Raw genomic sequence first — 19,094 nt, 5'->3', positions numbered from 1 at the left:
CGACAACGACCCCATCGCGGCACTAGGCTGGCGGGCATCACCGGCGAAACCGTGCGGGAGAGCACCCTGACAGCCGGTCAGGGTCCCTGAAGGAGCAAGCCCTCCCCGCAAACCTCTCAAGGCAAAGGACCGCGCGGCCTATGGTGACCTCTGGAAAGCAGGCCCGCGGGGCCTCGCCGAAGGTGAAAGTCCGGCAAAACTCGGGCGAAGCTCTCAGGCATCGATGACAGAGGGGGAGGATGCTGGCATCCAACCCTGTCCAGAGGTGCGACAAATGTCCCGACCAACACCGCTACGAGACGTTCACGAGAGCCTCGGCGCCACGCTCACCGACTTCGCCGGGTGGCTCATGCCGCTCCGATACGGGAGCGAGTCCGCGGAACACAACGCCGTTCGCCAGGCGGCCGGGCTGTTCGACCTCTCCCACATGGGCGAGATCTTCCTGACCGGACCGCAGGCCGGGCAGGCGCTCGACTACGCGCTGGTCGGCCATCTGTCGGCGCTGGCGACCGGGCGGGCCAGGTACACCATGATCGTCAACGAGCGGGGCGGGGTACTCGACGACCTCATCGTCTACCGACTCGACGACGACGAGTTCATGGTCGTGGCAAACGCCTCGAACTACGAAAAAGTGGCAAAAGAGCTGATTGAGCGGTCGAAGGCGTATGACGTGCTCGTCGAGGACCGGTCGGACCAGTATGCGCTGATCGCCGTTCAGGGACCCCGATCCCAGGAGATCCTCGCCACCCTCACCGACGCCGACCTCGACGGGCTCAAGTACTACGCGGGCCTGCCCGACCTGGTCGACGGGCGGCAGGCCCTGATCGCCCGCACCGGCTACACCGGCGAGGACGGGTTCGAGCTGTTCGTCGCCAACCAGGACGCGGTGCCGCTCTGGCACGCGCTCATGGCGGCGGGCGAGCCGCACGGCCTCAAGCCCGCCGGCCTGTCCAGCCGCGACACCCTCAGGCTCGAGGCCGGCATGCCCCTCTACGGCAACGAGCTGAGCGTCGAGCTGACCCCGTTCGACGCGGGGCTGGGCAGAGTGGTGAAATTCGACAAGCCGGGCGACTTCGTCGGCCGGTCGGCGCTCGAGGCGGTCAAGGACGACCCGCCCCGGCGCCGGCTCGTCGGCCTGGTCGCGCGGGGACGCCGGGTGCCGCGCCACGGCTACCCGGTCACCAAAGACGGCGCCGTCGTCGGCGAGGTCACCAGCGGTGCGCCCTCCCAGAGCCTGGGCAGGCCCATCGCGATGGCCTACGTGGACACCGGCGCCGAGTCAGGCCTGGCCGTGGACATCCGGGGCAGCCATGAACCTATGGACCTGGTTGAGCTGCCCTTCTACAGGAGGAACAAGTGAGCAACATCCCTGACGAGCTGAGCTACACCAAGGAGCACGAGTGGGTGGCCGGCCTCGACGACGGCCTGACCGTGACCATCGGCGTCACGGCCTTCGCCGCCGAATCTCTTGGTGACGTCGTCTTCGTGCAGCTCCCGGACGTCGGCTCGACCGTCGAGCCGGGCGAATCCGTCGGCGAGGTGGAGTCGACCAAGTCGGTGAGCGACATCTACACCCCCGTCGGGGGCGAGATCGTCGAGGTGAACCAGGCCGTGGTCGACGACCCGAGCCTGGTCAACAGTGACCCGTACGGCGACGGTTGGATGTTCCGGGTGCGCGTCGAGGGCGACGCCGAGGACGTGCTCACCGCCGAGGAGTACAAGGCGCTCACCTCAGGCGATTCCTGACCTTTTTGCCGGGGCCCCGCGCGGGCCCCGGCCCCAGCATGAAGGGCGCCACATCAATGGCGATCAGCGTCTTCGACCTTTTCAAGATCGGCATCGGCCCGTCGAGCTCCCACACGGGAGGCCCGATGGCGGCCGCGCACAAGTTCGCCCGCGGGCTGCACGACGACGGCCTGCTCTCCCGGGTCGCGCGGGTCGAGGCCATCCTGTACGGCTCGCTCGGCCTGACCGGCAAGGGCCACGGCAGCGACAAGGCGGTCCTGCTCGGCCTGTCCGGCGAGAAGCCCGAGCTGGTCGACGTCGACTCCATTGACGGCCGCCTGGCCGAGATGCGCGAGTCGGGCACGGTCAAGCTCTACGGGACGCACGAGATCCGCTTCGTCGTGGGCGAGCACCTCGTCTTCGAACGCAAGATCTCGCTGCCCGAGCACCCGAACGGCATGCGCTTCACCGCGTACGACGCCGACGGCGAGCGGCTGAGGGAGAAGGTCTACTTCTCGGTGGGCGGCGGCTTCGTCGTGGACGAGAAGGCCACGGGCGCCGACCGCATCAAGCCGGACGACACCGTCCTGCCCTTCCCCTTCACCACGGGTGAGGAGCTGCTCAAGCACTGCTCCAACACGGGCCTGTCGATCTCGGCGCTGATGCTGGAGAACGAGAAGGCGTTCGGCCGCACCGAGGAGGAGATCCGCTCGGGCCTGCTGCGGCTCTGGGCGGTCATGTCGGAGTGCGTGCGCCGGGGCATCTCCAAGGAGGGCGTCCTGCCCGGCGGCCTCAAGGTCAAGCGCCGCGCCAACCAGCTCCACCGGCGCCTGCAGTCGGAGCCGGCGGAGAAGGACCCGCTGCAGGCCATGGACTGGGTCGCGCTGTTCGCGCTGGCGGTCAACGAGGAGAACGCCGCCGGGGGCCGCATCGTCACCGCGCCCACGAACGGCGCCGCCGGCATCATCCCGGCCGTCCTGACGTATTACACCCGCTTCGTCCCGCACGCGGACGAGGAGGGCGTGGTCCGCTTCCTGCTGACGGCGGGCGCGATCGGCGTGCTGTTCAAGGAGAACGCCTCGATCTCGGGCGCCGAGGTGGGCTGCCAGGGCGAGGTCGGCTCCGCCTGCTCGATGGCCTCGGCCGGGCTCACGGAGGCCCTGGGGGGCACGCCCGAGCAGGTCGAGAACGCGGCCGAGATCGGCATCGAACACAATCTGGGCCTGACCTGCGACCCGATCGGCGGCCTGGTCCAGATCCCGTGCATCGAGCGCAACGCGGTGGCCTCCAACAAGGCCATCACGGCCGCCCGGATCGCCCTGCGCGGCGACGGTCGCCACTTCGTGCCGCTGGATCGTGCCATCAAGACGATGCGGGACACCGGGCGGGACATGCTGGACAAGTACAAGGAGACCTCGCGCGGCGGCCTGGCCGTCAACGTGATCGAGTGCTGACCTGGCTAGGACGGCCTGGCGCAGGTAACGAACGGAACAACCTGGAATTGCGTGCTGCCAGTGGTCAGGAACTGCAGTTGCCAGCCGTCATTCGCGGGGGTGGGAGCATCTATGACCTCGTCGATGTTGGTGTTCGGCGGGAAGTTGCCGGTGATGGCATAACCGCCGCCCAGTGCCACTTTGCCGGCGGGGCACATGACGACGATGACGGCCGACAGACCCATGGGGAGCGTCTGAGAGGGCCCCATGACTTTCTCGTAATCTCTGAGCGCATTCGCCGGCGACGACGTCTGCTGCGCGGTCTGCGTGCAGTTGATGGTCTGGTTGTTGTCCAGCCGATTGCGGTCGCCGTGGGCGCTGTTGCTGTTCTGCGCCGTGGGGATGCACAGCACCGAGGGTGACACGCTCACGTTCGGGAGTATGTCCGAGAGCACGCTCGCGTTCGGTACGACATCGTCGATGACGTCTATGAGTGGAGGGTTGTCGGCCAGGGCCGGTGAGGTGGCGCCGGCAACGGCGGTACCGGCCGAAATGGCGAGAGCCGCGACGAGCTTTCCCATTATGTTCATGCGAATCTCCTGTTTTTTGTGCGTCCGCACCAACAGAATGAAAGGTAGTCTCCGCCGATTACCGGCCGCCCGGTCTGACACGCGGCCGGAGATCATTGGCGAATGCTTTATGCGCCACCGATAATTCCCGCCCGAATTTCCGGATAATTCGAATGTGCCTGGTCAGCGGCGGACGTGCAGGCGGACGACGGCGCCGGCGTCGTCGTCGCTGACCTCGCGGCGGATCCTGCCGACGATGTCGTGGTCCAGTTTGCTCACCACCGCGCCCACGTCCGCGGTGGAGGGGCACGTCAGGGTGACGCGCAGGCCGTTCTCGGTGACCCGTACGGCCGACCGGCCCAGCCCTTCCACGCCCTTCAGCCCGACGAAGAGCATCGCGGTGCCCGTGCCGTTGCGGGCGCCGCGGCGGCCCCAGCCGAGGCTGAGCAGGAGCCAGCGGAGCGAGACCAGCGACAGGAGCAGGAAGCTCAGGGCCAGCACCCACAGGGGCCAGGGCTCGTCGGCGAGCACCCGGCGGGTCTGGGCCGGGAGGACCTTGGCGGTGGCGGGCAGGTCGAAGAAGCGGCCGTGGCCGCGGAGCCAGGCGTACATGCCCAGGCCCAGCAGCGTGCCGCCGACGATGGCCAGGCCGACGCGGTTGCCCGCGTACTGCCGCATTGCGGGGCCCTTGCCCCGAGGGGCCGCCCGTTGCGCGTCCGTACGTTCGGGCATCACGCCGCCCTTCTGGGCGGCCGGACCGTATCGGTGCGTCCGGGCATCATGCCCCCTTTCTGCGCAGCCGGACCACGACCTCGCCCGTGCCCAGCGTGCCCACGCCCGCCAGGCGGTCCCCCACCGCCGTGCCGACCTGCCTGAGCATCGCGCCGGAGCTCTCCGTCCCCGTCATGACCGTGACCTCGATGGTGCTCTTGCGCAGCCGTACCCGGGCCCGGTCCACCCCCGGCACCTGCTGGGCGGCCGCGCGGAGCGTGCGGCGCAGGCCCGAGCGGGTGATGCCGATGACGATCCGCGGGTCGGACGTCTCCACCGGCACCAGCATCGACTGGCCGGGCACGATCGCCAGCAGCAGCATCAGCGTGCCCGTGCCCACCATGGCCACGGCGGCGGTGGCCAGCTCGGGCCAGGTGGTCCTGCCCGCGAGCTCGACCAGCCTGTTCACGGGGACCCAGCCGAGCCGGTGGCCGAGCAGCCCTGACACGATCTCGGCCGCCGTCGCCCCCAGCCCGGCGGCCAGCGTGAGCGCGACGAGGGCTCCAGGGAGGGTTCGCGCCGGCCTGAGCGCCCTGCTCGCCCGGCGCAGCCCGGTGTGCCGCGCGGGGACGGCGGCGCCGGGGACTGTCTGCTGAAGCGTGGTCATCACAACGACACACGTACACGGCTCCCGCGCGGCCGGAACCGCGCCCCCGCCGCCCGTTTGCCCGAACATTACGGGGCGGCCAACAAGGTGAACAACACTCATATTCATTTGCCCGATATGCCGTTACGCTGCCCATATGGACGACCGCCAGCGCTACGACCGCGCCACAGCGGTCCTCGAGCCGCCGTTCGCGATCCTCGACCTGGCGGCCATGCGGGCCAACGCGGCGGACCTCGTACGGCGGGCGGCGGGCAAGCCGATCCGGGTGGCCAGCAAGTCGGTCCGCAGCCGTCCCGTGCTCGAACGCATCCTGGCCATGGACGGCTTCCGGGGCATCATGGCCTTCACGCTCCCCGAGGCCCTGTGGCTGGCTTCCCACGGGTTCACGGACATCCTGGTGGCCTATCCGACGGCCGACCGGCACGCGCTGGCCGAGCTGGCCGGGGACGAGAACGCGGCCAGGCACATCACCGTGACCATCGACTCGACCGCCCACCTGGACTTCACCGAGGCGGCCGTGGCCGGGGTGAGCCCCCGCGCCGAGATCCGGACCTGCATCGACATCGACGCCGGATATATCGCCTTGGGCGGGAAATTTCGGGCTGGGGTGCTCCGCTCGCCGATCCGCGAGCCGGAAGAGGCCGCCGACCTGGCCGCCGCCGTCGCCAAGCGCCCCGGGTTCCGGGTCGCCGGGCTGATGGCGTACGAGGCCCAGATCGCCGGGCTCGGCGACGCCCCGCCCGCGAACGCCGCCTACACCCGCGCCCTCCGCCTCATGCAGGCCCGCTCCGCCAGGGACCTCATCGTCAGGCGCGGCCGCATCGTGAACGCCGTCCGCCAGATCACCGACCTGGAGTTCGTCAACGGCGGCGGCACCGGGTCCGTCGAGCGCACCGTACGCGAGAAGGCCATCACGGAGGTGGCGGCCGGATCCGGCTTCTTCCACCCGAGGCTGTTCGACTTCTACCGCCGCTTCACCGGGCGTCCGGCCGCGCTCTTCGCCCTGCCGGTGGTGCGCCGCCCGGGCGTGGACACCGTGACCGTGCTCGGCGGCGGCTATCTGGCCTCGGGCACGGCGGACCCGAGCCGCCTGCCGCAGCCGTACCTGCCGGCCGGGCTGCGCTACGCCCGGGACGAGGGGGCGGGCGAGGTGCAGACCCCGCTGCTCGGCCAGGCGGCCGGGGACCTGCGGATCGGGGACCGGGTGTGGTTCAGGCACGCCAAGGCGGGCGAGATGTGCGAGCGCTTCGACGCGCTCCACCTCGTCGACGGCGACACGCTGGTGGAGTCGGTGCCCACGTACCGGGGCGAGGGCCGGACCTTCCTCTGACCGGCCCCGGCGAGCCCTCGCAGGGTCAGCGGCGCCTGCGGCGGCGCCAGAGCACGATGGCCGCCCCCACGACCAGCACCGCGCCGATCCCGATCAGCACCGGCGCCAGCTCGGGCCGCTCCTCCTCCCACATCTCATCGGGATGCTCGCCGGCTTCGACCGGCCGCGGCGTCACCCCCAGCGCGTCGCCCACGGACGCCACGAAGTGGGTGGCCCTGCTCTTGACGTCGGACACCGTGCGCTCGGCGACCCGCTTGGGGCTCACCCGGTCGGCTATGGCGTCGACCGTCTGCGCCAACTCCGCGCGCGTCCGCGCGATCCGCCGCTCCAGCTCGTCCGGATCGGTGTCAGCCATGGCTCTCCTCTCGGTCTCACGCGTGGCCGCGCCCGCTCCGCGTGCCGTGCGAGCTCCGTCGTTCTTGGTGCTGATCAGTCTGTCAGGTCGGCACGCCGTACGGCACGGCGGCCGGGCCGGTAGGTTGGCGGGAAGGAACTCAGGAGGGCCCATTGACCGAAACCAAGCTCGCGCCCGGCGACGCCGCGCCCGAGTTCACGCTACCCGCCGCCGACGGCGAGGCCGTCTCACTTGACGCCTACCGCGGCAAGCGGGTGATCCTCTATTTCTACCCTGCCGCGATGACGCCCGGCTGCACCAAGCAGGCCTGCGACTTCCGCGACAACCTCGGCCAGTTGACGGCCGAGGGTTTCGTCGTTCTCGGCGTGTCTAAGGACAAACCGGAAAAACTTGCCAAATTCGCCGAACGTGACGCCCTGACCTTCCCCTTGTTGTCCGACCCCGACCTGACCGTGCACCAGGCCTACGGCGCGTACGGCCCGAAGAAGCTGTACGGCAAGGAGATCGTGGGGGTCATCCGCTCGACGTTCGTCATCGACGCGGACGGAAAGGTGGAGCAGGCGCTCTACAACGTGAAGGCCACGGGCCACGTGGCCGGGCTCAAGAAGAAGCTCGGCCTGAGCTGACCACCCCGGCGGGCCCTCCAGGAGGGCCCGTACCCGTCTACACATGCGCTCCTCTTCCCCACTGAGAGCGCTAAACTGTGTCAGGCCCGCATTGGCGGGGGCTGCGCGGGCGTGGCGAAATGGCATACGCGGCAGGTTTAGGTCCTGTTGGTGGAGACACCGTGGGGGTTCGAGTCCCCCCGCCCGCACACCTGTGCATTTGATCGGCCTCTGTTTCGCCCGGCAAAAGTCGCCGTCTGCGAGTGGCAGTTCGGGCACAACAGCCTCAGGTTCTCTCGCCGATTGTCCAGCGGATTGCCATTGATGTGGTCCACTTCAAGGATCAGTGGTTTCCCTTGCCAGGTATCTCCGGTCCCGCACATGACGCAACGTGCGGGCACGCCGATCTCGCCCAGAGCACGTCGCAGCACCGCACCCGGAGTGCGGCTCGTCCGAGAAGGGCGCTCCGCGAGAACGGCGGCAGGGTCTCTGCGTGGCTTGCTCATCACCGAACTGGTGATCTTGCGTTCGAAGTGGGCCGTGTCGATGCCATAGCGTGCGATGTGCCGAAGGAGTCGCCGCCGATTCGTTTCGCTGACGGGCAGGCCAAGTCGGCGCATCATCGACGCCACCGATCGGGACTCTTTCGCCGCAGATCTGACATCGTTCTCGTTCAGCCGGAGACGCTGGAAGCCGGCGGGTTCGGCGATGCCGAAAGACCGGAGCTGACGACGAACCTCCTCCCGGGATCTCCCGCTCTCAGCCACGCCAAGGCGCCGCAGAATTTCCCGCATGCTCTTCGCACCCTTGGCCGCCTCTTCGAGAGCGTCGCGCTCGAACGCCTCGGGCCGCGCGCTCTCCCGATGCCCGGGAAAGCGATTGAAATGTGACACATCAATGCGCATGGCTCTGATCCGACGGCTGATATGCGAATGCGCCCCACCACTACGTGGAATTTGGAGGCGATCGAGCACTTCGTAAACACTCGTCGACGCCGCAACGGCCTCGGTCAAGACCTGGAGAGTGTATTTACTTCGCGACCTGCGCCGGAAATGGCTGGTGTCGATGCCGAGTTCGGCTATTTTCCGGCTCAAGCTCGCCCGTCGGCCGCCGGAGTCTCTCAGCCCCAGCAAGGACAGGACCTCGGTGATCGACCGAGCCCGGCGCACGAATCCGGCCAGCTCTTCGGGGGTCGGATCGGCATTCGACATGGAGGCAGACTACGGCTGGGGACCGACACTTCCGAGAAAACGATGTCGTCCCTGCTCACCGATCACCATTTGCCGATCGGACACCTAGCCGCTGCTGGTGGGAACGGGAATCGGGGCGGGTGGGACGTCGGAGCGTGGGGCCTTCGGCACCACCCAGCTGCACCAGACGCCGCCGTCCTTGCCCTCCTCGCAGCCGGAGTCGAGGCGTTCACGCATCTGGAAGTGCCTGGGCATCGGGTCCGGCTCCTGCCAGTACATCCCGCGGTGCACCTCGTCCCCGTGCGAGAACCCGCTGACCACGGCCACGGCGGTGCCGCCCAGCAGGGCGCCGATCAGGAGGCCGACGATGCCGGCGCCGAGGACCTGGGCCTGCTTCTGCCGGAAGAACTCGCGGTAGGAGTCAGGGGACCGAGGCGGCGCGAGAGGCATCGTGAAGCCGGGGTCCGGAAGGGCCTCGCCGTACTTCAGCCTGCTCCGCTCTCCAGGCTCGTCCCCAGGGGTCGGGTCGCGCGGTGCTTCCTCTTCACCGCGCGACCCGGCGTCGCGATCATGATCCGCCATCACGATCTCCCTTTACTCGCCCACTAGAGGGGCGCTCCCAGAGACAAGAATGCCCAAGTCACCGTAAGCCCGGCGTAAGACCCCGGCCTGTTCCCCGCCACGTAAGACTTGGGTCGTAGACGGACTTCCACCTACAGGCGGAACAACGGTCACACGGCGGTACATATCGTGAGGGTGTGTTCGGCAAGGTGCGGGCGTGGTCGAGACGCCACGAGAAGCTGGCGGGCGTCCTGCGGGTCGCCCCGCTCGCCACGCTCTGCGCGATCCTGGTGGTCCCGTACGCGAACGTCTCCCCGACCGCGACCACCGTCGGCCCGTACCTCGGCGTGGCCGGATATGTGGCCCTGTCGGCCGCGCTGCTGTGGCCGCTGCTCTGGCGCGACCGCGCGGTCGCCTCGTTCGCCGTGATCGCGCTGATCAGCTTCGGGCAGTGGTTGGCGGGCGTCAACCCGCTGCCCGCCAACCTCGCCGTGCTGGTCGCACTCTGGGCGGTGGCGTACCGGTGCTCGTTCCGCTGGAGTCTGGCCGCGGGCCTGGTGACGGAGCTGGGGGTGTTCCTGGCCCTGTCCAGGTGGGAAACGCCCACCTTGGGGATGTTCTTCAGCGCCTCGATCTTCACGGTGACGGTCTGGCTGACCGGCCTGTACGCCAGCACCCGCCGGCGATACCTGGAAGGGCTCGAAGAGCGCGCGGAACGGGCCGAACGCGAGCGTGACCAGCAGGCCAGGATGGCCGCCGCGGCCGAGCGCGCCAGGATCGCCAGGGAGCTGCACGACGTCGTGGCCCACAACGTCAGCGTGATGGTGGTGCAGGCCGACGGCGCGGGCTACGCTCTCGACACCGATCCCGAGCAGGCCCGCGAGGCCGTCAGGGCCATCTCCAAGACCGGCCGCGCCGCGCTCGCCGAGATGCGCAGGCTGGTCGGCGTCCTGCGCGAGGACGAGCAGGCGGACACCGACTACACGCCGCAGCCGGGGCTCGGCCAGCTGGAGGACCTGGTACGCGGCTCGGCCGTGCCCGCGCGGCTCCAGGTCGGCGGCGCGCCCGTCGAGCTGCCCGAGGGCCAGCAGCTCGCGGTCTACCGCATCGTCCAGGAGGCCCTCACGAACGCTCTCAAGCACGGCGGTCCCGGCGTCCGGGCGCTCGTGGAGATCGACTACAGCGGCCCCGAGCTGGTCGTACGCGTGACCGACGACGGCCGGGGAGCGGCGGCCCCCAGGAGCGCCGACGGTCACGGCCTGATCGGCATGCGCGAACGGGTCGGCATGTACGGCGGCGCCGTGTCGGCGGAGCCCCTGCGGGGCGGCGGGTTCGAGGTGCTGGCCAGGTTGCCCATGGTCAAGGCGGCGTAGAGGAGGTGGCCGGGTGATCCGCGTGATGCTGGTCGACGATCAGGAGTTGCTGCGCGCCGGGTTCAGGATGGTGCTCGCGGCCCAGCCGGACATCGAGGTGGTGGCCGAGGCCGGCGACGGCGCCGCGGCGCTGGAGCTGCTGGAGACCACCGAGGTGGACGTCGTGCTCATGGACGTGCGCATGCCGGTCATGGACGGTGTCGAGGCCACCAGCCGCATCCAGGGCCCGAAGGTGCTGATCCTGACCACGTTCGACCTCGACGAGTACGCGTTCGCCGCGGTCAAGGCGGGCGCGGCCGGTTTCCTGCTGAAGGACGTGCCGCCGGCCGACCTGGTCGAGGCGATCAAGATCGTGCACGCGGGCGACTCGGTGGTGTCGCCGAGCACGTTACGGCGGATGCTGGACAGGTTCGCCGCGCAGCTCCCGACGGACGAGCCGGTGGCGGCGGCCGACCTGACGCCGCGCGAGCGGGAGGTGCTGCTCATGGTGGCCCGCGGCCTGTCCAACATGGAGATCGCCGGCGGCCTGCAGGTGGCGGAGGCGACGGTGAAGACCCACCTGGGGCGGGTGCTGGCCAAGCTGGGGCTGCGGGACCGGGCCCAGGTCGTGGTGTACGCGTACGAGGCCGGGCTGATCGTGCCGTCGCATCGGCCGAAAGTCTGACGGGAGTCATCTGAGGTCCGACACGAAGTCCATCCGCAGGTCCCATCAATCCCGAAATTTCCACTCCTAGCGTGGTTCACGTTGAAAAACCGCGACAAGGAGTGAAAGTGACGCTCACCGATACCCGGCGCCAGGCACCGCCCGCGGTGGTGGCCAGAGATCTGACCAAGGTGTACGGCGAAGGCGACGCCCAGGTGCACGCCCTCCGCGCGGTGAACGTGTCCTTCGCCACCGGGGCCTTCACCGCCATCATGGGCCCGTCGGGCTCCGGCAAGTCCACCCTGATGCACTGCCTGGCCGGGCTCGACGCCGCCACCTCGGGCACCGTGCACATCGGCGACGTGGAGCTGACCGGGCTGAACGACCGGCAGCTCACGCTGCTGCGCCGCGAGCGGATCGGCTTCGTCTTCCAGGCCTTCAACCTGCTGCCCACGCTCACCGCCGAGCAGAACATCCGCCTGCCACTGGACATCGCCGCCCGCCAGGCGGACCAGCAGCTGTTCGACCGGGTGATCGAGACCGTCGGGCTCAAGGACCGGCTCGGGCACCGGCCGAGCGAGCTGTCCGGCGGCCAGCAGCAGCGCGTGGCCGTGGCCAGGGCACTGATCAGCAAGCCTCAGGTGATCTTCGCCGACGAGCCCACGGGCAACCTGGACTCCCGCAGCGGCGCCGAGGTCCTGTCCTTCCTGCGCACCTCCGTACGCGAGCTGGGCCAGACCATCGTCATGGTCACGCACGACCCGGTCGCCGCCTCGTACGCCGACCGCGTGGTGTTCCTGCGCGACGGCGAGCTGGTCACCGAGATCGGCGCGCCGACGCCGCAGTCCGTCCTGGACACGCTCGTGCGGCTGGAAAGGGCGTGAGGAGGTGCTGAAGACGGCACTGGCCGGGCTGCGCGCGCACAAGCTCAGGCTGCTGCTCACCTCGCTGGCGATCACGCTGGGCGTGGGGTTCATCGCAGGCACGTTCGTGCTGAACGACACCGTGCAGGCCGGGTTCGCGCAGCGCGTCACGGCCGACGCGGGCAAGGTGGACGTGGCCGTGCTGCCCAAGGGCCCCGGCGCCGTGCTGCCGGAGCGCGTCCTGGAACAGGTGCGCGCCCTGGACGGCGTCACCGAGGCCCAGGGCCTGATCCGCGCCGCCGCGCCCGTGCTCGGCAAGGACGGCAAGACCGTCGGGAACGCCCCCACCACGGCCCTGTCCATCGTCCAGGGGCCGCTCGACCGCACCGACATCGTCTCGGGCACCGGCCCCGGCACCGACGACCAGGTCGCCGTGCTCGACGAGAACACCGCCGAGGCCCAGGGCTTCAAGCTCGGCGACACGATCACGGTCCTCGACGCCAAAGAGCGCGAGCACCAGTTCAGGCTCGTCGGACTGCTCGACCCCGGCGTGGACCAGGAGCTCTCCTACACCGGCGCGGTCGGCTTCACCACCGCCACCGCGCAGTGGATGACGGGCGCGGAGGGCTACCGCGAGATCGACGTGGCGGGCCGGGCGCCCGGGCTGAAGCAGGCCGTCGCGGCGGCCGTGGGCGGCGCGTACGTGGTCAAGACCGGCGCCGAGCTGGCCGACGACCTGGCCAGGGCGGCCGGGGTGGAGACCCGCACGTTCACGCTGGGGCTGCTGATGTTCGGCGTCGTGGCGATGATGGTGGCCGCGCTGGTCATCTACAACACCTTCAACATCCTCGTCGCGCAGCGCACCAGGGAGATGGCGCTGCTGCGGTGCATCGGGGCCACGCGCGGGCAGGTGTTCGGCTCGATCGTGCTGGAGTCCACGGTGGTGGGGCTGATCGCCTCCGCGCTCGGCCTGGTCATCGGGTACGGCCTGGCCTCGCTCACGCTGATGGTCCTGGCCGCGTTCGACGCCCCGCTGCCCACCGACACGGCCGTCACCCTCAGCCCCGCCACGATCGGCATCGGCCTGGCCGTCGGCCTGGCGGTCACGGTGTGCGCGGCCCTGCTGCCCGCCAGGTCGGCCACCCGGGTCGCGCCGATCGCGGCGCTGCGGAGCCAGACCGAGGAGCAGACGTTCCGCGCGGGCCTCGTACGTGGCCTCTTCGCCGCGCTCTTCCTGGTGGCGGGCCTCGGCACGACGGCCGTCGGCGTCTTCGCGATCACGCCCGGCCAGCAGGTCTCGCTCTTCGTCGTCATGGCCGGGGGCGCGCTGACGTTCCTGGCCGTGCTGATCCTGGGCCCGGTGCTGATCAAGCCGCTGAGCACGCTGGTCGGCTGGATCCCCGGCAGGCTCTTCGGGGTGCCGGGGCGGCTCGCGGTGGACAACTCGGGCCGCAACCCCAAGCGGGCCGCGACCACCACGGTCGCGCTGACCATCGGCGTGACGCTCATGACGCTGATCTCGGTCGTCACCGCGTCCACCAGGCTGACGCTGACGGCCAAGCTGGACGACCAGTTCCCGATCGACTACATGCTGGCCGGCCAGCAGCGCGAGGCGGTCATCCCCAGGTCCGTGGCCACGGAGCTGCGCGGCAGGCCGGAGCTGGCCTCGGTGGCGCAGGTACGCACCACCGAGGCCGAGTTCGCGGACCGGCGGCTCGAGGTCGGCACGTTCAGCGGGGCGATCGACCCGTCCGTGACCGCCGGATCCATGAAGGGCCTCGGCCCCGGGCAGGCGGCGGTGGCCGACAACGTGGCCACGGAGCGGGGCGTGCGGCTCGGCGACTCGGTTCCGCTGAAGACCAAGAAGGCCGGGGTCGTCTCGCTGAAGGTGGTGGCGCTGACCGACGGGGCCCAGTCGACGCTGCCGTCGGTCATGGTCGCGGAGGCGACGTTCGACACGTACTTCGGCGCCCTGCCCGACTCCCGCGTCCTGGTCAACATCAAGGACGGCGTGCCGCCCGAGCGGGCCCGCAAGGTGGTGGACACCGCCGTCGCGGCCTACCCGACCGTGCGGGTGTCGAGCTCGACGGAGGTACGCGGCCAGTTCGACGAGACGCTGGACATGCTGCTCATGATCATCACCGGGCTGCTGGGGCTGGCGATCCTGATCTCGCTCCTGGGCATCGCCAACACGCTCTCCCTGTCGGTCCACGAGCGCACCCGGGAGTCGGCGCTGCTGCGCGCCCTCGGCCTGACCCGGCCACAGCTGCGCCGGATGCTGTCCGTCGAGGCGCTGGTGCTGGGGCTGATCGGAGCGCTGGTGGGGGTGGTGCTCGGCGGGATCTTCGGCTGGGCCGCGATGATGGCGATGCTGGACGGGGCCGTCCTGTCGGTGCCGACCGGGCAGATCGCGCTGTTCGTGCTGCTGTCCGGGGCGGCCGGCGTGCTGGCCGCCGTCCTCCCGGCCCGCCGCGCGGCACGCGCCTCGATCGTCGGCTCACTCGCCGCCGGCTGACCTCGGCGAAGGCGGTCGGGCGCCCCACGCGGAGGCGGCGCCCGGCCCTCATGGCCCAGCCCTGTCGCGCGGGGCCGGTGGCGGGCTCAGCGCGGCGTGCGGCCGGGCCAGAGGTCGGCGACGGACTCGGGGTCGAGGAGTGGCCGGGCCACCACCTCGCCCGTGGCGCGGTCGATCACGATGCACCCGCCCCCGATCGTCTCCGGCAGCGTGGCCGGGTCGTCGGGTTCGAGCTCGCGTACCCACGCCACATATCCGTCGCGGAACCCGTGCACCCCCACCGGCACCGCCTCGCCGGGCGCCAGCACGCCGTTGAAGTACTCCTCGGCCAGCGCCCTGGCCTGGTCGAGGTTCACCGGGGCCATCCCCGCCGGTCGAGTATCACGCAGAACACCCCGGTCACCGTCATGTAGGCAGGTTCGACGGACATGTGCCCCCTCTGAGCGTCGATCCAGATCACCTCGCCGTCGTAGTTGACCGCGTTCCAGGCGTGGGAGCCGCCTCCGGGCCAGCGCACCACGATGACGGCGGCGGCCCCGTGCCCGGCGTCGCGCAGCCGCCGCGCGATCGCCGGATAGGCGTGCCGGCCCTGCCCCGCGTACTGGAAGCGCTGGCCGACCCACCGCTCGATCCTGGCCAGGCTTCCCTCCTCGCCGGTCAGCAGGGGCCGGCCGATCCGGTCGTACTCGGGGAATCGGGGCGCGGCCGTGGCGGGCTCGCCGTGCCAGGTGGACAGCACGGCCAGCGCGCAGTCGGCGGCGTTGGAGGCCCGGAACGGGTCGTCGGCGGGCCCGCCGCCGTTGATCAGCCGCACCCAGGTGCCGCGCGGGTCGGGGAAGCGGTCGCCGGGCCGCAGCGCCTCGGCGAGGTCCTGCTCCACCTGCGGGTCCGGCTGGGCGAGCCCGCCCGGCACGCCGTACGGCCTGGAGTCGGCGAGCCTGGACGGCCGGCGCGTCCGCTCGAACCAGTCGCCCTCCTCGGCGTCGAGGAGGTCACCCGGCATGTCGGCCAGGTCGGCCAGGTCGGGACGCTCGGACTGGAGATCATGGTCGGTCCATTGATCGTGTCCCGACTGGCGATCACGCGCGGTCCGCCGATCGTGCCCCGCCTGGTGATCATGGTCGGTCCGCCCATCGGGACCGGACTGCTGATCGCGGCCGGAGCGAGGCTCGCGATCCCCCGTCCGGTGATCGTGGTCGGACCGGGGGTCCTGCCCGGCGGCGCGCTCGTAGTCGAGCCACCGCACCCCCTCCGCCACCACAGGGTTGTACTGTCCGTCTGGAAGGACCCACCGGACGCCCGGCTTGCGCTCGCGGAACACGTCCTGCCTCCTGTCATGCTCGACGACCGATCGTAGAGGGGTCGCCGTGGCAGGGAGGGGAAGTCGGCAAGATTCTCCGCCAGAACCACCGGCCGTACCTGCGGAAACAGGGACAAGCGGGACTCAGGTCACGTTCACCGTGATGGTGTGCCAGCCGGTGGCGCCGTCGGGCGCGGGCGGGGCCTCCTGCTCGGTCTGGGTACGCCCGGCGGCGTCGGTCGCCCGCACCTGGATCGTGTGCTGTCCCGCCGTGGCGTCCCAGTCGATCGACCACTGCCGCCAGGTGTCGGGCCCCGGCACCTCGGCCAGCCTCGCCTGCCGCCACTGCCCCTGATCGACCCTGACCTCCACGGCGTCCACCCCGGTGTGCTGCGCCCAGGCCACACCGGCGATCGTGGCCCGTCCGGCCTTCACCGAATCTCCCGACTTGGGCACGTCGATCCGCGACTGGGTCTTGATGGGGCCCTTGGCCGCCCAGCCGCGCGGCGTCCAGTACGCCTCGTCCTGGTCGAACCTGGTCACCTTGATGTCCACGACCCACTTGGTGGCCGACACGTACCCGTACAGACCGGGCACCACCTGGCGCACCGGGAACCCGTGGGCCACGGGGAGGGCCTCGCCGTTCATCGCGATCGCGAACAGCGCGTCGCGGCCGTCCATGATCACGTCGACCGGGGTGCCGCAGGTGAAGCCGTCGGCCGAGGTGGACAGGAGCATGTCGGCGCCGGACCGCAGCCCGGCCCGGCGCAGCACCTCGGCCATGCGGACGCCGAGCCAGCGGGCGTTGCCGACGTACTCGCCGCCGACCTCGTTGGAGACGCAGGTGAGCGTGACGTCGGCCTCGGTGAGCGGCATGCCCAGAAGCTCCTGGTACGTGAGCTCGACCGGCCGGTCGACCAGGCCGTGGATGCGCAGCTTCCAGGCGTCGGGATCCACCTGGGGGACGACCAGCGCCGTGTCGACCCTATAGAAGTCCCTGTTATTCGTAATAAATGGAGACAAGCCTCTGATGTGGAAGTCCGCGCCTGCCGGAATGGGTTTGGCGGGGGTCGCGGGCCTGGGCAGCGCCACCCTCACCCGCGCGGCGTCCACGGCCCGCCGCCCGCCGAGCGCCTGCCCGAGCACGGCGCCGCCGATCGCGACCACCGCCCCGCCGGCGGCTCCGGTCAGCAGCCGCCGCCGGTCGAACGTCCACAGGTCCGCCCCGGCCAGCATGACCGCGGGCCGCTCCACCCCGTCGCGCCCCCCACCGTTGCCGTCCTCACCGGCACCGCCGGACTCGGTGGCGCTGCGGGGTTGGGTGGCGCTGGGGGGTTCCGTGGCGCTGCCGGGCCCCGTGCCGCTGCCGGGCTGCCTGGCGCTGGCGGGTTGCGTGGCGCTGGCGGGTTGAATGGCTGTTGCCCGCCGTACCAGCCATCCCAGCGTCCAGGCGCCGGCCGCCACCCCCACCACGGTCGGCAGCACGTCCGGGATCCCGGCATCCGGCCGCGTCAGCACCGCCGCCAGCCCGATCGCCGCGAAAACGGCCAGCCCGGCGTAGCCGTAGGCGAGCCTGCGGACGGCCAGCGTCCCGATGAGGGGCGCGATCCCCCCGAGCACCACGATCAGCACACCCGCGATGAGGACCGTCTTGTCGTTCTCGCCGAACGCCCTGATCGCGAAATCCTTGACCGGAGCGGGCGTCAGATCGATCGCCGCGTCGCCCACCGCCACCACGGGCGACGACTTGGCCCCCGCGAACGCGGCCACGAGCTGCGCGATCCCGAGGGCCACGCCCCCGGCCACCAGCCCCATCAGGGCCCTCGCCCAGGCGGGCACCACCGAATTACTCTGCACGGTTCGACGTTACGCCGCCCGGCCCCGGGCGGTTCTTACACGGTGGTTACGAGCTGAGCAGCTCGCGCACGAGGGGCGCCAGCGCCCGGAAGGCCCGGCCCCGGTGGCTGATCGCGTCCTTCTCCTCCGGCGACAGCTCGGCCGTCGTGCGCTCCTCGCCGTCGGGCACGAAGATCGGGTCGTAGCCGAACCCGTTGGACCCTCGGCGGGCGGAGATCAGGTGGCCCTGGAGCGCGCCCTCCACCACCCGGGACTCCCCCGAAGGCAGCGCCAGCGCCGCGGCGCAGGCGAAGTGGGCGGTCAGCTTGCCGGCGGGCACGTCGGAGACCTGCGCGAGCAGCAGGTCGAGGTTGGCCTGGTCGTCGCCGTGCCGCCCCGACCAGCGGGCGGAGAAGACACCCGGCATGCCGCCCAGCACGTCGACGCAGAGCCCCGAGTCGTCGGCCACCGCGGGCAGCCCCGACCCCTGAGCGACGGCGTGCGCCTTGAGCAGCGCGTTCTCCTCGAACGTGACGCCGGTCTCGGCGATCTCGCCGATCGAGGGGAACTCTTCGAGCCCGACGATGTCGAACCCGGACAGGATCCGGCGCAGCTCGGCGATCTTGCCCGCGTTGCGGGTGGCCAGCACGATCCTCATGAGCCCAGGGCCTCCTGCTGGATCAGCGTGAGCTCCTCGCAGCCGCCCACCGCCAGGTCGAGGAGCTGGTCGAGCGCCGCGCGGTCGAAGGGCGCGCCCTCGGCGGTGCCCTGCACCTCGACGAAGCTGCCCTCGCCGGTCATCACGACGTTCATGTCGGTCTCGGCGGCCACGTCCTCGGTGTAGCAGAGGTCGAGCATCGGCACCGAGCCGACCACCCCGACGGACACGGCCGCGACCGAGCCGATCAGCGGCTCGCCCGGGCACATCCGGCGCTCGCGCATCCAGGCGATCGCGTCGGCGAGCGCGACATAGGCACCGGTGATCGCGGCGGTCCTGGTGCCGCCGTCGGCGTCGAGCACGTCGCAGTCGAGCAGGATGGAGTTTTCCCCCAACGCCTTGTAATCGACGCAAGCGCGCAGGGAACGCCCGATCAGCCGGGAAATCTCGTGGGTCCGGCCGCCGATTTTGCCGCGGACCGATTCGCGATCGTTGCGAGTATTGGTCGCCCGGGGCAGCATGGCGTATTCGGCCGTAACCCACCCCTGGCCACTGCCCCTTCGCCACCGGGGCACGCTGTCCTGGACCGAGGCCGCGCACAGCACCCGCGTGTTGCCGAATTCGACCAGCACCGACCCCTCGGCGTGGGCGAGCCAACGCCTGGTGATGGATATGGGACGGAGCTGGTCAGGGTTGCGGCCATCCTGTCGGGACATGCAGATCACCCTATCTCCGCGCCACGACACTCTTGACCAAATGT

General features: G+C 70.6%; 20 protein-coding genes, 1 tRNA gene, 1 pseudogene and 1 riboswitch. Of the genes and pseudogenes, 11 read left to right on the top strand and 11 right to left on the bottom strand.

Features of this window, described 5'->3' with window-relative positions; genetic code table 11:
• The first annotated feature begins 44 nt into the window (after window positions 1-44).
• Window positions 45-142, top strand: a riboswitch (glycine riboswitch).
• A 132-nt stretch (window positions 143-274) separates the two neighbouring features.
• From gcvT to HD596_RS23275, 3 genes are read left to right on the top strand one after another with little or no spacing between them, the layout of a single operon-like run.
• On the top strand, window positions 275-1,360 hold the full coding sequence (gene gcvT, locus HD596_RS23285; protein ID WP_185071453.1) for a glycine cleavage system aminomethyltransferase GcvT: 1,086 nt from the start codon (window positions 275-277) through the stop codon (window positions 1,358-1,360).
• Complete coding sequence (gene gcvH / locus HD596_RS23280) at window positions 1,357-1,746, top strand: glycine cleavage system protein GcvH (protein WP_185071452.1); 390 nt, start codon at window positions 1,357-1,359, stop codon at window positions 1,744-1,746. Before gcvT ends, gcvH begins: the two co-directional genes overlap by 4 nt.
• A gap of 56 nt (window positions 1,747-1,802) precedes the next feature.
• The gene (locus tag HD596_RS23275; RefSeq protein ID WP_185071451.1) at window positions 1,803-3,179 is read left to right on the top strand and encodes an L-serine ammonia-lyase; all 1,377 of its coding nucleotides are present in this window, start codon (window positions 1,803-1,805) and stop codon (window positions 3,177-3,179) included.
• A 5-nt stretch (window positions 3,180-3,184) separates the two neighbouring features.
• Here the strand turns inward: HD596_RS23275 and HD596_RS23270 are convergent, their stop codons facing one another.
• From HD596_RS23270 to HD596_RS23260, 3 genes are all read right to left on the bottom strand, one after another.
• Window positions 3,185-3,739, bottom strand: a complete 555-nt coding sequence (locus HD596_RS23270; RefSeq protein WP_185071450.1) for a hypothetical protein — start codon at window positions 3,737-3,739, stop codon at window positions 3,185-3,187.
• Window positions 3,740-3,910: 171 nt separating this feature from the next.
• The gene (locus HD596_RS23265) at window positions 3,911-4,459 is read right to left on the bottom strand and encodes a hypothetical protein (RefSeq protein WP_185071449.1); all 549 of its coding nucleotides are present in this window, start codon (window positions 4,457-4,459) and stop codon (window positions 3,911-3,913) included.
• Between the two features lie 46 nt (window positions 4,460-4,505).
• On the bottom strand, window positions 4,506-5,105 hold the full coding sequence (locus tag HD596_RS23260; protein ID WP_185071448.1) for a DUF6286 domain-containing protein: 600 nt from the start codon (window positions 5,103-5,105) through the stop codon (window positions 4,506-4,508).
• Window positions 5,106-5,241: 136 nt separating this feature from the next.
• Here HD596_RS23260 and HD596_RS23255 point away from each other — a divergent pair, with 136 nt between their 5' ends.
• Window positions 5,242-6,435: an amino acid deaminase/aldolase gene (locus tag HD596_RS23255; RefSeq protein WP_185071447.1), complete on the top strand. Its 1,194-nt coding sequence runs from the start codon at window positions 5,242-5,244 to the stop codon at window positions 6,433-6,435.
• A gap of 25 nt (window positions 6,436-6,460) precedes the next feature.
• Here HD596_RS23255 and HD596_RS23250 read toward each other — a convergent pair whose 3' ends face one another.
• On the bottom strand, window positions 6,461-6,790 hold the full coding sequence (locus HD596_RS23250) for a DUF3618 domain-containing protein (protein WP_185071446.1): 330 nt from the start codon (window positions 6,788-6,790) through the stop codon (window positions 6,461-6,463).
• Window positions 6,791-6,942: 152 nt separating this feature from the next.
• Between HD596_RS23250 and bcp the strand changes: the two genes are divergently transcribed.
• Window positions 6,943-7,416: a thioredoxin-dependent thiol peroxidase gene (gene bcp, locus HD596_RS23245; RefSeq protein ID WP_185071445.1), complete on the top strand. Its 474-nt coding sequence runs from the start codon at window positions 6,943-6,945 to the stop codon at window positions 7,414-7,416.
• A 105-nt stretch (window positions 7,417-7,521) separates the two neighbouring features.
• Window positions 7,522-7,604, top strand: a tRNA-Leu gene (locus tag HD596_RS23240).
• Between the two features lie 60 nt (window positions 7,605-7,664).
• On the opposite strand, the pseudogene HD596_RS65710 reads toward HD596_RS23240, so the two are convergent.
• Window positions 7,665-7,778 (bottom strand): annotated as a pseudogene (locus HD596_RS65710) (HNH endonuclease); the annotation flags it as partial.
• Window positions 7,779-7,958: 180 nt separating this feature from the next.
• Here HD596_RS65710 and HD596_RS61975 point away from each other — a divergent pair.
• The gene (locus HD596_RS61975) at window positions 7,959-8,285 is read left to right on the top strand and encodes a hypothetical protein (RefSeq protein WP_246554712.1); all 327 of its coding nucleotides are present in this window, start codon (window positions 7,959-7,961) and stop codon (window positions 8,283-8,285) included.
• Window positions 8,286-8,690: 405 nt separating this feature from the next.
• On the opposite strand, the gene HD596_RS23230 is transcribed toward HD596_RS61975, so the two are convergent.
• Complete coding sequence (locus tag HD596_RS23230; protein WP_185071444.1) at window positions 8,691-9,167, bottom strand: hypothetical protein; 477 nt, start codon at window positions 9,165-9,167, stop codon at window positions 8,691-8,693.
• A 176-nt stretch (window positions 9,168-9,343) separates the two neighbouring features.
• On the opposite strand from HD596_RS23230, the gene HD596_RS23225 reads away from it, so the two are divergent.
• The 4 genes from HD596_RS23225 to HD596_RS23210 all read left to right on the top strand — a co-directional run bounded on the left by HD596_RS23225 (window position 9,344) and on the right by HD596_RS23210 (window position 14,540).
• Window positions 9,344-10,519: a sensor histidine kinase gene (locus HD596_RS23225; protein WP_185071443.1), complete on the top strand. Its 1,176-nt coding sequence runs from the start codon at window positions 9,344-9,346 to the stop codon at window positions 10,517-10,519.
• A 13-nt stretch (window positions 10,520-10,532) separates the two neighbouring features.
• Window positions 10,533-11,183 (top strand): response regulator, encoded by a 651-nt coding sequence (locus HD596_RS23220; protein ID WP_313044653.1) that lies wholly within the window; start codon window positions 10,533-10,535, stop codon window positions 11,181-11,183.
• 107 nt (window positions 11,184-11,290) lie between these two features.
• The gene (locus HD596_RS23215; RefSeq protein WP_313044652.1) at window positions 11,291-12,046 is read left to right on the top strand and encodes an ABC transporter ATP-binding protein; all 756 of its coding nucleotides are present in this window, start codon (window positions 11,291-11,293) and stop codon (window positions 12,044-12,046) included.
• A 4-nt stretch (window positions 12,047-12,050) separates the two neighbouring features.
• A complete protein-coding gene (locus HD596_RS23210; RefSeq protein WP_185071441.1) occupies window positions 12,051-14,540 on the top strand; it encodes an ABC transporter permease in 2,490 nt (829 codons plus the stop codon).
• Between the two features lie 86 nt (window positions 14,541-14,626).
• Here HD596_RS23210 and HD596_RS23205 read toward each other — a convergent pair whose 3' ends face one another.
• The 5 genes from HD596_RS23205 to rph form a co-directional block, all read right to left on the bottom strand.
• Window positions 14,627-14,905: an SUKH-4 family immunity protein gene (locus HD596_RS23205; protein WP_221519472.1), complete on the bottom strand. Its 279-nt coding sequence runs from the start codon at window positions 14,903-14,905 to the stop codon at window positions 14,627-14,629.
• Window positions 14,893-15,861, bottom strand: a complete 969-nt coding sequence (locus HD596_RS23200; RefSeq protein WP_185071439.1) for a toxin glutamine deamidase domain-containing protein — start codon at window positions 15,859-15,861, stop codon at window positions 14,893-14,895. Before HD596_RS23200 ends, HD596_RS23205 begins: the two co-directional genes overlap by 13 nt.
• A 123-nt stretch (window positions 15,862-15,984) precedes the next feature.
• A complete protein-coding gene (locus HD596_RS23195; RefSeq protein ID WP_313044651.1) occupies window positions 15,985-17,697 on the bottom strand; it encodes a molybdopterin-dependent oxidoreductase in 1,713 nt (570 codons plus the stop codon).
• Between the two features lie 46 nt (window positions 17,698-17,743).
• Window positions 17,744-18,334 (bottom strand): RdgB/HAM1 family non-canonical purine NTP pyrophosphatase, encoded by a 591-nt coding sequence (rdgB, locus tag HD596_RS23190; protein ID WP_185071438.1) that lies wholly within the window; start codon window positions 18,332-18,334, stop codon window positions 17,744-17,746.
• On the bottom strand, window positions 18,331-19,050 hold the full coding sequence (rph, locus tag HD596_RS23185; protein WP_185071437.1) for a ribonuclease PH: 720 nt from the start codon (window positions 19,048-19,050) through the stop codon (window positions 18,331-18,333). Before rph ends, rdgB begins: the two co-directional genes overlap by 4 nt.
• Between the last annotated feature and the right edge of the window lie 44 nt (window positions 19,051-19,094).

This window comes from Nonomuraea jabiensis (genome assembly GCF_014204795.1).
GTDB classification, from domain to species: domain Bacteria; phylum Actinomycetota; class Actinomycetes; order Streptosporangiales; family Streptosporangiaceae; genus Nonomuraea; species Nonomuraea jabiensis.
Note: the sequence above shows the minus strand (reverse complement) of the source record. Positions and strands in the feature narration are given on the sequence as shown.